Genomic DNA, 14,484 nt, shown 5'->3' with positions numbered 1-14,484 from the left:
ATCTCTCCTTTATCATAAAGGTTTTTAGGTGAATCTTACAGAGAAAAAAAGAGACTTCAGCAAAGGCGAAGTCTGGATAGCTTAAGAAGCTGCTGGCCTGTCTGCCGCCTGACCGGCTTCCTTTTTCAAAACATAGGTGCCGGCTAGGAAATCATGAAGCGCCTGTTTCTTTTCCGTAAAGCCTGCAATAATGAAGCCGATGAAGAAAATGAGGATAGACAACAGGGAGGCAAAGTACCTGACAGTAGCCCTCCCAAAAGAGATGCGCTTATACTCCTGGTCCGTTACGACGATTCCGACAGCCATCTTTCCAAGCGTGGCCTGCGTTCCCGATGATTCCATCACAGCGTAGTACAGCCAATTAGAAGAAAGATAAACAACGAAACTGATTGACCCGATGACAAACTGCCTCACGCTCTCATCCATTCCAGTAGAACGGACCAGCAAGTCCACCCCGGCCATAAAAAATAGAAAAACGAAGATAATGAGATTACCAACAATTCCATCTAGCAAATAGGCACCCGCCCGCTGCCAAAATCCTGCGTACATACACCGTTCCCTCCAATAAATTAAGTCTTATTGCCTCTGATTCCTTACCACTTTCGGATGATGAATAAACCAATTTATTACAATTGAGTCCAAATAAGTAAAAGGTGTTCTCTTTTACAAAACGTAGATGTTGATTGCAGCTAGAGGGCGAGCCCGGAGTCCCACGCCTTCCACTCCAATCAACAAGAGTAAAAAAATCAACACGATGCTTTACGTATTCTTTCTTAAAAAAGTAAACTATACCTAACCACAGAAGCATCAGCTGCTATCTACTAAAAAGGCTGATGCTTTCTTATGCTCAGGGAGGAAACCCTATCGTGAAAAACTATGGAAAAGACCTGTTCAAAGGCACAGCATCCTATTATGCCAAATACCGCCCCGTCTATCCTCCTGAATTAGTCCGCTTCCTTGTAAACCGGTACTCTCTTGATGGGACCGGCCGGCTGCTGGACCTCGGCTGCGGCACCGGTCAGCTCACACTCCGATTTGCAGATTGGTTTGAACGGATCACCGGGATTGATCCGGAGGAAGAAATGCTGATAGAAGCGAAGCGCAGAAGCGAGGATGCTAGAATCGGCCACTGTGAATGGATAGGAGGAAGGGCAGAAGACTATGTAAGAAGCCTCTCTCATGATTCGATCCGCCTCGTGATGATCGCCAAAGCCTTCCATTGGATGGACCAGCAGACGGTCCTTGGCCAACTTTACGAAGCCATTGCTCCCGGCGGGGGAGTAGCGATCATCGACGCCTATCATCCCGGGCAGCAGCTTGAACCTTGGCAGGAAGAAACAGAGCGAATTGTGAAGAAATGGTACGGGGAAGAGCGGAAAGCGGGAAACACGGTATACGCACATCCACCGATCAGCTATGAGGAGAGAATGAACCAATCACCATTCCAAACAGAAGTCATCCACCTGCCCGTCCACACAGTTAAGTGGAGTATAGAATCCATCATAGGCAACCTCTACTCAACATCCTGCGGCAGACCAGTATACGTGAATGAATTCAAAGGAGCATTCGAAAAAGATCTGCATCGTGCGCTGCAAAAGCTAAACGAGAAAAACGAATTTCAGGAACACATCGGCCTCAATTTAATTCTCGGAATGAAGGAGGCGGAAAAAAGGTCAAAGCAATGAGGCATTGCTTTGACCTTTTCATCCCTCGTATTTCGTTTTAATAATGGCCCGAACTAATCCGCCTATCGAAAGTGCCGTAAGCAGAATCGGCAGCACAATCAGAACGAGCGGTCCGGCCTGAAGCAAATTCAGAACCAAGAGACCAATAAAAAGAAAAATCAAATATCCAAACAAAACAATCTCCTTGCTGATCCCTAACCTTTTCGAAAGAAAGATCGCAGCCAGGAGCAAAATAGCTAGAATCACGGCAAAAACAGTGAGCTGTACAGTCAGCATGGTTCATGACCTCCTGAAGTGTCCTGTGTAATAGGGAAAGATGGCTGATGGGTAGTGGTGCTGACTTTTTGGGTTGATATGTTACTTATACCTTTCTTTTGGGATTGGGAAACTATTTAACACGTTAATAAGAGCGGGAATGTGTTAATAGTTTTAAATTGAATTTGTGCTGGGGTGAGAATTTGACTTTCAGCTCACTGTAAAGGTTAAGGCAGTCCTTCTCTCAAAATACTGATGAAGCCGATACTCACAAATTTCCCTCGTCCAGGAATAAAGGGTTTCTTTTTCACTGCTATCCGGGTTTATAAGAAAGAAGAATTCCCCCTCGTTGAATACTGCAAGTCCTTTAGAACTTCCGCTCCATTTTGTCATCGGCATCCGCTCAATTAGTCCCGCTGTCTTCTGCTGATTGTAATCCCACAGCTTCGTGCTTTGCCCATCCGAAAAATCTATTCTCTTTCGATACTCCTTAGACATGAGATATGTATGGAAGAATTGAGCAATTTCAAGGGCTGTTACCGGTTTATACCAATCATCCATTCCCCGTTCCAGCATTGCCAGCAGGACAATCATTTTATAGCTTTTGCTCATTCCGGTGCCCTCTGCTTCCTGCAGCCAATTTTCATGCTGGAGAAATACCTCCTGTTCAGCGGCAGTCAGTTCATTTGCCCAGTTTAGAAAGCTGAAAAGCGTTTTAAACTCGGATTTATAGTCTTGAGCCGAAAGCTCTCCATATAAGTGAAGCTCCAAATATGAGGGTCTTCTGCCCAGCTCTTCTTTCACCATCTGGTAGTTGTTTAGGAGCTGTTCCTTGCGTGGCTGTCTTTTTTTTGTTAATTCTTTCAGCAGATTAATCACTTGCATATCCAGGTCAACGGAGCAGGATAAAGGGACAACCGGCTCTATGATTTTTTCCTTTTTCTCTGTTGAAGGACGTGTGTCAAACAGGCTCAGCTTAATATCGGCATTCCGGTAATTTCCGATGAGGTCGATGATGACACAGTGATCCTTTTCAGGATGCAGCCTCAAGCCACGGCCGATTTGCTGAGTAAAGATGGTGAGAGACTCGGTAGGTCTTACGAATAGAAGGGTATCCACGGCTGGGATATCAACGCCTTCATTGAAAAGATCCACTGTAAATATGGCATCGAGTTCACCATCAGCTAACGCTTGGGCGGCGTCCTTCCGATTGACTTGCTTTTGCCTGGAGTGAAGAGACACCGTCCGATAGCCATTGTCTGCAAAATATGAAGACAGGAAATCAGCCTGGCGGATGGAGGAGCAAAAGACGAGTGTTCTGGTTTTCCTGTAGGTTTTCCATGACTGCAAAATATGGGCTGCCTGCTCCGTCTTCAGCTGAACGGCCATCAGCTCTTCCTGGTCATATTTTGTGCCTCGCCATGTCAGCTTCGAGTAGTCTGTTTCATCATATACCCCATAATACTGAAAGGGGGAGAGCCATGTTCTTTGAATGGCTTCAAGAAAATCGATTTTGTAGGCGACATTTCCTTCACATAAGGCGTAAACATCCCGGTTATCGGCTCGGTCAGGTGTAGCTGTCACACCGAGCAAGAAGGAAGGCTTGAAATAATCCAGCACCTTCTGATAAGAGGCAGCCGCCGCATGATGGAATTCATCGACTACGATTAAGTCGAATTCCTCTGGATCGAATACTTCTAAATGGCGTTTCATGCTTAACGTTTGAATGGAAGCAAACAGCAGATCCGCATCGGGATTTTTTTGGCGCCCGTTATAAATGCCGGCGGTTTTGTCAGGCATGACGTTTAAAAAGGATTCTGCCGACTGATGAAGGATTTCTTCTAAATGGGCAATAAAAAGAACCTTCCCAAAATTTTGAGCAAAGAACCCGGCCAGGTAGGTTTTCCCCAGTCCGGTTGCCATAACGACCATGGCTTTTTTATAGCCGTCCTCCACTGTACTGTGCAGCTGTTCAAGTGCTTCAATCTGAGCGAAGCGGGGGGCTAGGACGGAATAGTTTTCCTGTGTTTCCAGCACCATAGAATCGGGATCAGGCTTCTCTTCCCCTGGAAGCATGAGCTCCTGCTCTTCCTGCTTCGTCCAGGTTCTGGCTAAGTTCGGATGCTGCTGGTGAAAATCTATGTATTCATCCTCGTACCGTTTGGCGGTTTCCAGGTTAACCGCAATGGTGTTTTCAGCTTGAAACAGATCAATAAATTTTCGGCTTGCTTCTTCAAATAGAAGCTTTTCCTCATTTTCAAAGATGCCGACACTCCATTCCACTCCATTCGTTAAAGCGGATCTTGATAGATTGGAAGAGCCGATAATCGAATGGCCCTGCGCTTTTGACTCAAATAAATAAGCCTTCGGATGAAAGCTGATTCCACTGCTCCGCCATAGCCGGACTTCAATTTTTTCATGAATGGAAGCCAATTCTTTTAACGCATCCGGCTGTGTAACATATAAGTAGTCTCCGGTCAGAAGCTTGATATCTGCACCCCGTTCAGCAGCTTCTGCCAAAGCGGACTTAAGCAAAGATACTCCTGATTTCATCGCAAAGGCCGTCAGAATATAAATCGTGCTGGACTGCTGAATCCGGTCAAGAACTGGAATCAGCAGCTTCTCTGTATATAAGGATATCTGCATCTAATCCTCTACCCGAACCAAAAAAACCTTCTCCTCAAACCCTCCGCGCTTCTCAGCTTTTTCCTGACGGATCTTTTCTACTTCGGCCAGGCTTGAGCCGTGCACCTCTGCAAACGCCTTGATGATTTCCATGAGATCGGCGAGCTCTTCAACTGCTTCTGCATTCGTTTCCGCAGTCATGTATTCATCGAGTTCTTCAAAGCTCTTTTTCTTCAATTCGTTAACGTATTCATCGTTCTCTAAAATGCGGGTTTCAAAGGATTTGCCGGTTGCTTCAATGATATGCGGTATGTTGTCGCGTACGAGTTTGTTGTAAATGGGCATCAGGGTTCCTCCGTTCGTATCGTTTCTCTTATTTTACCATTAATTGAACGCTCGCTTTCAATAGCCTCTTACAGAAATTTTTTAACCTATCTGGTTATTGCTATATTTTATGGTTCTCAGGTATTTATAGGGTTAGTTTTGCTGGGAAACAGAGTGTAATAAGAATGACAGAGTGAGCTTCAACAGCTGCAATGGTTCCATCATCCAATAAAAAAAGACCGTCTCCGTGACGGTCTTTTTTACCCAATTTCTTTGGCCATCATCATTGAACGCTCCTGAAGACTGTCAGATAGCAGGCTGTATGCGGCTGTTTTCTGTTTATATTGTTTAATGACATCGATTCGGTCGTTGTAAATGTAGACGAACAGTCTGACATCCTTTTTCCCCTTTTTCGTGTCAATGATCAGGGGCTTTCCGTCGTTGGAAGGGAGTTCTTCATACTGATCGTAATAGATGGCTTCGTTAAACTGATCAATAAATTGAGCTTTATCATGGCCTTCGAGGTGTTTTCCGTCAAAGGTTACAGTAGTAGCGGGTTCTTCCAGCTTCGGATGCATGGCGAATTTGCTGAGCATCCATTCTACGACAAAGGTGGGAGGACTGGCTAACACAACTTTAAGGCCGGCGAGGATAATCAGCAAAATGATAAATCCGGTCGTCATCCTTCATTCATCTCCAGTGCTGTAAAATGGTTGATTACAATGATTATCGTACCACAGAGCAGCTCGATAAGGTTTGTCGATTAGATGAACCTTTTCGTGCTGGGAAGAACTGATTTGTTTATCCATTCTGGTTTATGTTTAGTTAATCTGTGGAAAAAGAAAATTTGTTGTTATTATTTTACTTAAATGTTAGAAAAGGGAGAGATACGATGAATTTCGGCAAATTAGGATGGGTATCAGCAACTGTACTCGGAATGGCAGTTTTAGCGGGCTGTGGAGAGAGTGAAGGCGGGAAGAGCTCCGAGTCTGCCGGCGCGGAAGAAACAGCGCCTAAGGAAGAGAAGAATCAGGAAAGCGAAAATAAGGATGCAGCTAAGGCCGGGAATGAGGAGGGTGCCGCTACACTGGACAAGTTTCTTCAGTTAAAAGCCGGCATGAGTTATGAGGAAATAGCTGACATCATGGGGTCAAAAGGGGAAAAAGGTACGGCAACAGAGATTGAAATTTACACGTGGAGAGATTCAGAGGGTTTTGGTTTCGTCCAGGGGGGGTTCATTGATGACAAGCTGGATAATCTTCAAGAATTTACTATTCAGCCAGATCCTGAAGTAACTGCAACGGAAGCCAAGCTAAATCAGGTGAATATTGGCATGACCTATGAAGAGACGACAGAGATTCTTGGCGGTGAAGGAGTCATAACTCAGCAGAGTGGAGGAGCGGAGGGAGAATTCAAGGGGACTATATATGTTTACAAAAGTGAAGAAGAATCGCGCAATATTTTTCTTGAATTTCAAGATGGAAAACTATTGAGTAAAAATAAGAGTATGTAAAAGGGCTGATTTGCTGCCTCTTATGCTAGTCTGTTGACGTGCGTTTAGATTCATGATAAATTTATCTTGAATTCAAGATAAATAAAAGGAGCTGTAAATCATGAACCATCTAAAAGGGATTCACCACGTTACGGCTATTACAAGCAGTGCTGAAAAGAACTATGAGTTTTTCACATATGTACTTGGAATGAGATTGATCAAAAAGACAGTAAACCAGGATGACATCCAGACGTACCATCTGTTTTTCGCAGATGATAAAGGTAGTGCGGGAACGGATATGACGTTCTTTGATTTCCCGGGTATTCGGAAGGGTGTGCACGGAACGAACGAAATCTCCAAAACATCGTTTCGTGTGCCAACGGATGCGGCGCTTGACTATTGGGTGAAGCGTTTTGACCGGCTGGACGTGAAGCACGAGGGGATTACGGAGCAATTCGGGAAAAAGACGCTCTCATTTGCTGATTTTGATGATCAAAAGTATCAGCTCATTTCCGATGAGAATAACGAAGGAATCGAATCTGGTACACCGTGGCAAAAGGGGCCGATTCCACTGGAGTATGCAATCACCGGACTCGGACCGATTTTCGTCCGGATTGCACAGTTTGACTTTTTTAAACAAATGCTTGAAAAAGTTCTTCTATTTAAAGAAGTGGCACAGGAAGAGTCATTCCACCTGTTTGAAGTCGGAAAGGGCGGAAACGGAGCTCAGGTCATCGTTGAGGAAAACCCGGATCTTCCAGAAGCAGTACAAGGCTTCGGTACGGTTCACCATGCAGCATTCCGGGTGGAAGACCGCACCGTCCTGGATGAATGGACAGACAGGCTTTCAAGCTTCCGTCTTCCGAACTCCGGCTATGTGAACCGCCATTTCTTCGAATCCCTTTATGCAAGAGTCGCTCCACAGATTCTCTTTGAATTCGCGACCGACGGACCTGGATTCATGGGGGACGAACCATATGAAACGCTTGGCGAAAAATTATCTCTTCCCCCATTCCTCGAACCGAAGCGAGCAGAGATTGAAGGGCTGGTCCGGCCAATCGATACGGTCAGGAGTACGAAGGAGTTCGTAAAGGAATAATGTCTTCATAATAGAAGGAACCCGGCTTATGAGCAGGGTTCCTTTTTAACCGTTTATTCGCTAATTGGATATTTTTCAAAAAACGCTGTTCTTTTTTCCTCTGAGTTCACAAATTCTGTTAATTCTTTTTTCCACATTTCCTGATCATTGGCATACTCATCAAACGAATGGGGCAGCTCTTTTTCCATTTGGTCTCTTGAGATGGAAAACGATTGGTTCATCTCAGATTCCACAGTAAAGGCTGCTTTGTCTGCGTTTGGAATGAGAGTAAAGATGGAGGCAGCATTATAAAGGAAGTTTCTCTTTATTGCGTCATCATTTAGCCAGTAATCGGAAAACTGTTCTTCAGTCAAAGTAGAGCCATCTTTAATGCCATATGTTGTGCCTATGGAAGTCCCGTTGATCGCCACTTCCTTGTAGCTTTCCCCTCCAGGAAGGGAGCTGATGATGGAGGTGACATCTGAATTGCTTCCTGCTGATGTATTCTTCAGCGAACTTAATTCATCCATCTTTACATCCTTGATGGTTTTAATGCCGGCATCGGTGCTGCAGCCTGTGAGGAGGGCTGCTGATAAGAATGCTGCGATCAATGGTTTTTTCATGGTGTTCATCCTTTCCTTCTCTAATGAATACGCAGGTCTGTTTTAGGGGAAATCTCTTCATCTGCTGCAGATTGCACCTTTGTGCCCTCTGCTTTAAACACTCCCTTGTTCGTGAAAAGAAAATTACCGGATTCAGTCGAAACAAATCCATTGATGGCATCGGCTTTGAGTTTCACTGTGCCGATTCGCTTGTTCATGTTTTTGTGTTCGTACAGCTCCAGATAAGAGGAGTTGGGAGTCCCTGAAATAATATAGGTGTAATTTGAATCCTGCGCCATGAATTTGGGAGGATGCTTAGTCTTAGCGGTTTGGAGAGTTTCCCCTGTTTCTGTGTCCAGCTGCATGACGGACCGTACGGCTTGGTTGTTCTTGCTTTTCATCCCGGATGAATCAAGCTTTTCTCTGGGAAGGATCCAAAGCTTCCCATCGATTACGGATGCGTTCAGGTCATATGGATCCTCCGCTATCACTTTACTGGTTAGTTCTCCAGATTTTTCGTCTAAAGTATGCATGGCCGTTCCGGCTTCTGCTGTAAGAATGAATATCTTACCGCTTTCGTGATTGGCGAGCATCCGTTTAGGAGAGCCAGGTATTTCCCAAGTCTGAACAGGTTTTTCCCAATTATCAAGCTTATACTGATTCAATTTTACGCTTTGTCCAGCATCCCTTGAATAAACAAGGACATAGGCAAATTCATCTGTATAGAGAGCCTCCTGTATGCTGTTTTCCAAGAATCCGAGTTTTTGAATACCAGTTGGGTTTTGCATGTAAACTTGATAGCCGTAAGGTTCGGACTGCTGATTCATAATCAGCGTTTTCTTCTCGATGGGATGGTAATAGGAAACAGCATAAAGATCTTGATCTTGATTCAGTTTAAAGCTTTTCGTTATTTTTTGCTTGTCAAAATTAAAGGTATTCAATACGGATTTCCCGTATTTTTCAGACAGATAGCTGATGGAATTTCCTTCATTATCTTCAATTTTCGTACTTGTTTCGGCACTCGATTGAGTGAAAATGAAGTATCCGCCTCCAGCTGCCATAAGCAGCAGGACGATGAGCAGGGCTGTTTTTTTCTTCATGATGCATTCCCTCTAATAATATCAGTAATCGTTGCAGATGATGCTTTCACAATCGGACGGAAGCTTGCCAGAAAACTTACTGCAAGAATTAATATGAGACTGAGCAGCACTTGCTGAATGGTCATATCAATCGTAAACGTGTAGTCAATGGCTTCCGACTGGTTAAGGAAGTATTCCAGCCCGCTGATAATAAGAAAGCTTAATATAATAGAGGCTGCAAAGGACAGGACTGATATAAAAAGGACCTCGACGGAAAACAGTTTAATAAGATGGGATTTCTCATAGCCGACGGCTCTCATAATGCCAATTTCCTTATAGCGTCCGCGAAGGGATTGGCCAATGATGGAGGCAATGCTGATGCCCGAAAAAATCAAGAGCAGTACAATGATGACCCCGCCGATTGACATAATGATCTGAGCGACCATTGGAATTGACTGGGAGGACTTAAGCGAGTAAATGGTATCCAATCCCAGTTCTTCGATTTGCCGGGCGACTGGCGTTACATCCTCTACATTTTGTACGACGACTGTCCCAAAGTCATAGGTTAAGCCGCTGCGGTACTGCTCCAATGTAAGTCCTTCAAATTGCGCATTCAAATTTTCTACATAATCAATGGTGGCAAGAGAAAGATCATCTGGAAAATTTGTTATGTAAAATTGATCGTACAGCGATTGAATCGTTCCTTTGGTCGATTCACGTACGCCTTCTCCCTCTTTGACTTTAACGGTGTAGCTGACATTCACTTCGTCTCCCTGCTTGAGGTCATCAGCCAGTGCTGAATTCAGGACGATGTCTCCGTCTTTTATCGAATTTGCTTTCCCTGCTGTCATGTAAGAGAGGGCGGGACCATCGACTCCAATCAGATTTGTGGTGATTTTGTTTTTTCCGTATTCAAGACCTACAAATGCCTGGACTTTGGGGAAGGACGTGCTGACCCCATCGATTTGCTTCAGTTCATTGAAGTCTTCTTGCTTAAGTGCTTTGTCAGGGGTAGAGACGACTTCAATGAATTTCAGGCTGTCATTTTCCATAACCGTCTCGTTCATGCTGCTTGTGATCCCGGAGAAAAATCCCGCCACCACATTAAAAACGATGATCCCCATTGTAATAATGACAATCGGCGCAGCTGTTTTGAATCCATTTCTTTTGAAATTTTTGCCCCCCAATTTCAGGTAGTCACTTAGCCTCATATTTTTGCTCTCCCTCCAATAATGTTCCTTTTTGCATCGTATAAAAGCGATCTGCATGCTGCTTGTAAATGGAGTTGTGAGTGACAACAATTAAGGCGACTCCGGATGAGGAGAGCTTTTTGAACAATTCGATGATTTTTTCTTCGTTTTCATCATCTACGTTTCCGGTAGGTTCATCCGCAAGAAGCATTTTAGGATTAGCGGCAAGCGCCCGGGCTATGGAAACTCTTTGTTTTTCTCCACCGGATAAGGAGCTCGGCATATGCTCCATCCGGTGGGTTAGACCGACAAGTTCCAAAAGTTCCTTCGCTTTTTTATCTCTCGCCTGAACGCTGATGTCTTTATGGATCAATAATGGCATCGTCACATTTTCAAGGGCAGAGAGGTTAGGAAACAGGTTGAAGTCCTGAAACACAAAACCAATTGTTTTGGAGCGCAGTCGGGATTTCTCTTTCTCAGTCAATTGTGCTGCAGGCTGTGAATCGAGATGGATGGTTCCTTCAGTTGGATCATCGAGCAGTCCCATCAGATTCAGCAGTGTGCTTTTCCCGGAGCCTGACGGGCCCATAATCACATTCAATTCACCCGCTCTCACAGTCAGATGGATGTTTTGAAGAATGCGGAGCGATGATTCTTTGCTTTTGTAGCATTTTCCTACATCCTCCAGTCTTAATAAAGGCTTATGATTCATGGTGGAAGTCCTCCGTTAAATTGTGGTTAATCGCCATTAAAAAATAGGTTGAGTAGATATCCGGAAACGACTTGCTGCTGTTAAGCGCATAGCCTGTCCGTTTATATAATTGCGAGATGTTCCGTCCTGTTTTATTTTGATCGTAAGGCATGCCTGAATTGTGCATAAGAGCTGCTTTATAATAGATGAGATAGGCACCGATTTCAGAGTCGGGGTCCGTTTTCACCTGATCGGCAAAGGGCTTTGCTTTTCTTACCTGATCTGTATACAGCCCGATGCTGCTTAGCGTCTCTAAAAATGCAAGGGAGGAAACCTGGTCCTTTTCCCCGAAATAGCTCGCTTGCTTTTGAATAATTTCATTTAAAATGGCCTCTGTATTTGGCGGGAGCATCTCTTTGGTGATGCTGCCGTTCAGCTGTTTAAGAGCTTTTGCATAAAAAGTGAACCCCATCATACTCGAACGGACAATTGGCATCTCCATTTTCTTCAAAAGGGCAGCGTTCAGCGCTTCTTTTTTTTCATCGGGAAGCTTTCCGCCCGTCTTGGAAAGGAGCGACACAAAGCTGTAAACTTCAAAAGGATCCTGTTTCATCAGTTCATCTATATCTGCAGCAAGCACCCGTTTCAGGATCGCTTCATCATGAGCAGGATTGGATCTTCCCGCATACTCCTCGGATACCTTCCCAATTAATACAGGACTGAACTGGTTGTCATAGGTGCTGAATGACGGCAGCATCCCATCCTCATACCTGTAAACGGATAAATCTTTTAAAATCATATCCTTGTGCTGCGGATCAGGAAGAGAATGGAACTGATGAAGGAGGTTCATCTTTAAATATTCGCTCTGAATGTCCGATAGCCCATAGAATTGCTTTTTTACTTTCTCAGCTATTTCAGCCATCTCATCAGGCTGAAGCAGTTCAGGCTGAAGCTTCTGAAGAGCGGCAAGGCTGTTTAAATCCATTAAATCATTGAAATCGTATGTCCTTTTATGAATCAGTTTATCGATATCAGCTGAAGGAATCTTTCGTGCAGTTTCAATCCCCATGATTTGATTCATTTCAGCTGCGGCTTCCAAAGTTTGAAGTTCGTTAAGTTCAAGGCTTTTCACCCATGAGCGGATCGCCTTTTGGTCAAGTGCTTCCATAAATCCATATTTGGAGGCCATATTTAGCATCATTCTTGTTTGCTGTACTTTTACTAATTCGTAGCCGGGCTTGTCCCGGTATTCTTTGAATTCATTTGATATAAAATATCCATCTGGAATATACGTTGTGTCCAATAAGTGCTGAACGTGCTTCTCCATGTAGGCTTTCGACTGGCTTGCTTCGTAACTGCAAAGGGACAATGATTGATCTGCCCGGTAGACTCTTTCAATTCCTGTAAAGATTAACTGATCCTCCTCATCTGCAAAGGAATCGTTTTTAAGGAATTCAATAACAGTACGGCAATAGGGCTCATGTGGATTTTCACCTAGAAGATCAGCGGTTTGATAGGCATAATAAGAAACGTACTCATCTTTTGAACCCTCCATCGCATTGGAAGGTGAATAAAGATTTTCGTCTCCCCAGCTCTTCATCATTCTGAGTGAGCTCTCAAGCTGCTGTTCCTGTAATTCTGTAAATAATTCCTTGTCTATTTTTACATCTTTTCCTTCTATATTCGACCCAAATAGGGAAAAATAGATGGATAGGCTTATAGCCGCAAGAGAAAATATTAACAATATCGTCCATTTATACCGCATTATTTTTCCTCCTACCGGGTATATTGGTTATAATAGAAAGTGAATACAATGTGGGTTGTATTCACTTTCATATGGTTACAGCTCATCAGTGTTTTAGTTTAGTCAGATTAGATTGAGTTGTACGGGATTATGTATAGAACATGCATGCTGCTTTGCATCTATGTTCTATACATTTTTTAATAGAATCGGAAAATAGAAGCGGACGCTGAACGTTTTACTCCTTTAGCAAGGAAAGAGGCCGTATTGTCAGTGCCGCCGCTGATTGGAACACCTGAGATGGAATAAGAGCCTGCATAGTCAGAAATCCATGTATTGCTGTTTGTCCATGTTCCGGTTAGCGTGCTCCCATTAGAAGTACCGCCGCTGATACCTCCGATTGAAACTCCCAGACCGTTAGCTTTAATCGTCCATGCAGTTTTTACCCAATCAGCGTTTGGAGGATTCGTACCAAGAAATTTAGCACTTACTTGATAGCTTTGCTTTTGATAGAAAGCAGTGTTGCTCATCCATGCATTTGATTGAATACTGTTTCCGGACAATTGAGGAATAGGCTCAGTTGTGGAATCTGAATAGGCACTTGCACTCGTTCCTCCGCCGAATGTAAGGGCTCCTGCCACTGCTAATGTACCAATAAATGCACTAACCTTTTTCTTCATCTTCAATTTAGTTCCTCCTATTTGATTCGCTGTAACCAATTTGAAGTATAGCATCAATTTTCCAGTTATTTTCCCATAGTTTTTAATAGCTGTCTCAGCCAAGGGAAAATATTGTCGTATATTGTCAAAAAAGAAAGATTAAAGTCGACTAAGGGGGACGTTTGGTACTCAGATCGAAAAAGATTTTTTTAAAAAGGGGAAATAGGGTAGAGGCAGGAAAAGACATGTAAACGAAGTGTTAAGCCTTGAAATGAAAATTCAATAAGAGCGGTTTCTGATAGACTATTTACAAAGCATAAACATAGAATAAATCTCTGAATATAAGACTGGATATTAAGAAATACAGAGTATTTCGATACATCTTGAATAAAAATTAATCGTGCAAAACTCCCCCTAAATTTAACTTTACAGCTCATAAAAAGAGCCTTCCGTTGAGGAGGGCTCTTCTGCTTTACCTGAGGAATGATTTCTAGCTGTACTAGTATGACATTACTGTTATATTTCATCATCCAGTATTTGGAATCACGAGAACGAGGTCCCCTGCAAACAGCACCTTTTCTTCAGGGAGGTACATGAAGAGATCGCTGTCTGTATGGCCTCCCCCAAAGCAATGAAGCTCAACCTTCCGCTCGCTGCACTCCAGGACAAGCCGGTCCTCTATCATCATGGTTGGCAGGGAAGGCTCGAGAATATCCATCGCACCTTTTAGCATGCGTTTGACAGCAGCATCCATTGTCAGATCATGGAGAAGCTGTCTGTCCTTTTCCGTTTCGATGCGCTTTTCCGTTTGCTGGATATAAGCTTCCAAACTGGTTTTTTGTTCCTCGTTGGTCTTCAGGCTGAACGATTCTGCTATTTTGTCCCGTGTTTTACCTGTTGACACAATAACGGCGTCCTTAAAGATCTGGTTCCCATTTACAGATTTTCCGAACGGGAAAGCCCATTCCTTCAGGTGTGGGATGAAAGTGAGGTCGGATACGGAGTACCACTGAAAACCGTAAGGTTTGTGGTGCTTCAAGTATCCGAAATGTTTTGTTCTTTT

General features: G+C 43.8%; 14 protein-coding genes and 1 pseudogene. 3 read left to right on the top strand and 12 right to left on the bottom strand.

Annotated features, from left to right (window positions below; all coding sequences use genetic code 11):
• Positions 1 to 81 precede the first annotated feature (81 nt).
• Positions 82 to 549: an RDD family protein gene (locus tag ACQCV8_RS10665; RefSeq protein ID WP_426844613.1), complete on the bottom strand. Its 468-nt coding sequence runs from the start codon at positions 547 to 549 to the stop codon at positions 82 to 84.
• 317 nt (positions 550 to 866) lie between these two features.
• On the opposite strand from ACQCV8_RS10665, the gene ACQCV8_RS10660 reads away from it, so the two are divergent.
• Positions 867 to 1,685 (top strand): class I SAM-dependent methyltransferase, encoded by an 819-nt coding sequence (locus ACQCV8_RS10660; protein WP_426844612.1) that lies wholly within the window; start codon positions 867 to 869, stop codon positions 1,683 to 1,685.
• An 18-nt stretch (positions 1,686 to 1,703) separates the two neighbouring features.
• Here ACQCV8_RS10660 and ACQCV8_RS10655 read toward each other — a convergent pair whose 3' ends face one another.
• From ACQCV8_RS10655 to ACQCV8_RS10640, 4 genes are all read right to left on the bottom strand, one after another.
• On the bottom strand, positions 1,704 to 1,961 hold the full coding sequence (locus ACQCV8_RS10655) for a hypothetical protein (RefSeq protein WP_426844611.1): 258 nt from the start codon (positions 1,959 to 1,961) through the stop codon (positions 1,704 to 1,706).
• A gap of 189 nt (positions 1,962 to 2,150) precedes the next feature.
• Positions 2,151 to 4,586 (bottom strand): DEAD/DEAH box helicase family protein, encoded by a 2,436-nt coding sequence (locus tag ACQCV8_RS10650; RefSeq protein ID WP_426844610.1) that lies wholly within the window; start codon positions 4,584 to 4,586, stop codon positions 2,151 to 2,153.
• Positions 4,587 to 4,910: a nucleoside triphosphate pyrophosphohydrolase gene (locus ACQCV8_RS10645; RefSeq protein ID WP_426844609.1), complete on the bottom strand. Its 324-nt coding sequence runs from the start codon at positions 4,908 to 4,910 to the stop codon at positions 4,587 to 4,589.
• A 239-nt stretch (positions 4,911 to 5,149) separates the two neighbouring features.
• Positions 5,150 to 5,572 carry a YfmQ family protein gene (locus tag ACQCV8_RS10640; RefSeq protein ID WP_426844608.1) on the bottom strand — a complete coding sequence of 141 codons (423 nt, stop codon included), beginning with the start codon at positions 5,570 to 5,572 and terminating at the stop codon, positions 5,150 to 5,152.
• 209 nt (positions 5,573 to 5,781) lie between these two features.
• Between ACQCV8_RS10640 and ACQCV8_RS10635 the strand changes: the two genes are divergently transcribed.
• Positions 5,782 to 6,402: a hypothetical protein gene (locus ACQCV8_RS10635; protein ID WP_426844607.1), complete on the top strand. Its 621-nt coding sequence runs from the start codon at positions 5,782 to 5,784 to the stop codon at positions 6,400 to 6,402.
• A 100-nt stretch (positions 6,403 to 6,502) separates the two neighbouring features.
• The gene (locus tag ACQCV8_RS10630) at positions 6,503 to 7,480 is read left to right on the top strand and encodes a ring-cleaving dioxygenase (protein ID WP_426844606.1); all 978 of its coding nucleotides are present in this window, start codon (positions 6,503 to 6,505) and stop codon (positions 7,478 to 7,480) included.
• A 53-nt stretch (positions 7,481 to 7,533) separates the two neighbouring features.
• Here ACQCV8_RS10630 and ACQCV8_RS10625 read toward each other — a convergent pair whose 3' ends face one another.
• The 7 genes and pseudogenes from ACQCV8_RS10625 to ACQCV8_RS10595 form a co-directional block, all read right to left on the bottom strand.
• Positions 7,534 to 8,082, bottom strand: coding sequence for a DUF4825 domain-containing protein (locus ACQCV8_RS10625; RefSeq protein WP_426844605.1), 549 nt, complete (start codon positions 8,080 to 8,082; stop codon positions 7,534 to 7,536).
• Positions 8,083 to 8,102: 20 nt separating this feature from the next.
• Complete coding sequence (locus tag ACQCV8_RS10620) at positions 8,103 to 9,161, bottom strand: hypothetical protein (RefSeq protein ID WP_426844604.1); 1,059 nt, start codon at positions 9,159 to 9,161, stop codon at positions 8,103 to 8,105.
• Positions 9,158 to 10,351 carry an ABC transporter permease gene (locus ACQCV8_RS10615; protein ID WP_426844603.1) on the bottom strand — a complete coding sequence of 398 codons (1,194 nt, stop codon included), beginning with the start codon at positions 10,349 to 10,351 and terminating at the stop codon, positions 9,158 to 9,160. The genes ACQCV8_RS10620 and ACQCV8_RS10615 overlap by 4 nt, the downstream gene beginning before the upstream one ends.
• Entirely contained in the window at positions 10,338 to 11,042 is a 705-nt protein-coding gene (locus ACQCV8_RS10610; protein WP_426844602.1) for an ABC transporter ATP-binding protein, read from the bottom strand. Before ACQCV8_RS10610 ends, ACQCV8_RS10615 begins: the two co-directional genes overlap by 14 nt.
• A complete protein-coding gene (locus ACQCV8_RS10605) occupies positions 11,032 to 12,786 on the bottom strand; it encodes a hypothetical protein (protein ID WP_426844601.1) in 1,755 nt (584 codons plus the stop codon). The genes ACQCV8_RS10610 and ACQCV8_RS10605 overlap by 11 nt, the downstream gene beginning before the upstream one ends.
• Before the next feature lie 176 nt (positions 12,787 to 12,962).
• Complete coding sequence (locus ACQCV8_RS10600) at positions 12,963 to 13,442, bottom strand: hypothetical protein (protein ID WP_426844899.1); 480 nt, start codon at positions 13,440 to 13,442, stop codon at positions 12,963 to 12,965.
• A gap of 505 nt (positions 13,443 to 13,947) precedes the next feature.
• Positions 13,948 to 14,484, bottom strand: a pseudogene (locus tag ACQCV8_RS10595) (hypothetical protein); the annotation flags it as partial.

This window comes from Metabacillus sp. 84 (assembly GCF_050107715.1).
Taxonomy (GTDB): domain Bacteria; phylum Bacillota; class Bacilli; order Bacillales; family Bacillaceae; genus Metabacillus_B.
The sequence above is the reverse complement of the archived record's forward strand: the minus strand, read 5'-3'. Positions and strand labels throughout refer to the sequence as shown.

Bases quoted from the DNA above. Each gene is read 5' to 3' on its own strand.
- ACQCV8_RS10665 (WP_426844613.1), bottom strand. From the start codon at position 549: ATGTACGCAGGATTTTGGCAGCGGGCGGGTGCCTATTTGCTAGATGGA.
- ACQCV8_RS10655 (WP_426844611.1), bottom strand. From the start codon at position 1,961: ATGCTGACTGTACAGCTCACTGTTTTTGCCGTGATTCTAGCTATTTTG.
- ACQCV8_RS10650 (WP_426844610.1), bottom strand. From the start codon at position 4,586: ATGCAGATATCCTTATATACAGAGAAGCTGCTGATTCCAGTTCTTGAC.
- ACQCV8_RS10645 (WP_426844609.1), bottom strand. From the start codon at position 4,910: ATGCCCATTTACAACAAACTCGTACGCGACAACATACCGCATATCATT.
- ACQCV8_RS10640 (WP_426844608.1), bottom strand. From the start codon at position 5,572: ATGACGACCGGATTTATCATTTTGCTGATTATCCTCGCCGGCCTTAAA.
- ACQCV8_RS10635 (WP_426844607.1), top strand. From the start codon at position 5,782: ATGAATTTCGGCAAATTAGGATGGGTATCAGCAACTGTACTCGGAATG.
- ACQCV8_RS10630 (WP_426844606.1), top strand. From the start codon at position 6,503: ATGAACCATCTAAAAGGGATTCACCACGTTACGGCTATTACAAGCAGT.
- ACQCV8_RS10625 (WP_426844605.1), bottom strand. From the start codon at position 8,082: ATGAAAAAACCATTGATCGCAGCATTCTTATCAGCAGCCCTCCTCACA.
- ACQCV8_RS10620 (WP_426844604.1), bottom strand. From the start codon at position 9,161: ATGAAGAAAAAAACAGCCCTGCTCATCGTCCTGCTGCTTATGGCAGCT.
- ACQCV8_RS10615 (WP_426844603.1), bottom strand. From the start codon at position 10,351: ATGAGGCTAAGTGACTACCTGAAATTGGGGGGCAAAAATTTCAAAAGA.
- ACQCV8_RS10610 (WP_426844602.1), bottom strand. From the start codon at position 11,042: ATGAATCATAAGCCTTTATTAAGACTGGAGGATGTAGGAAAATGCTAC.
- ACQCV8_RS10605 (WP_426844601.1), bottom strand. From the start codon at position 12,786: ATGCGGTATAAATGGACGATATTGTTAATATTTTCTCTTGCGGCTATA.
- ACQCV8_RS10600 (WP_426844899.1), bottom strand. From the start codon at position 13,442: ATGAAGAAAAAGGTTAGTGCATTTATTGGTACATTAGCAGTGGCAGGA.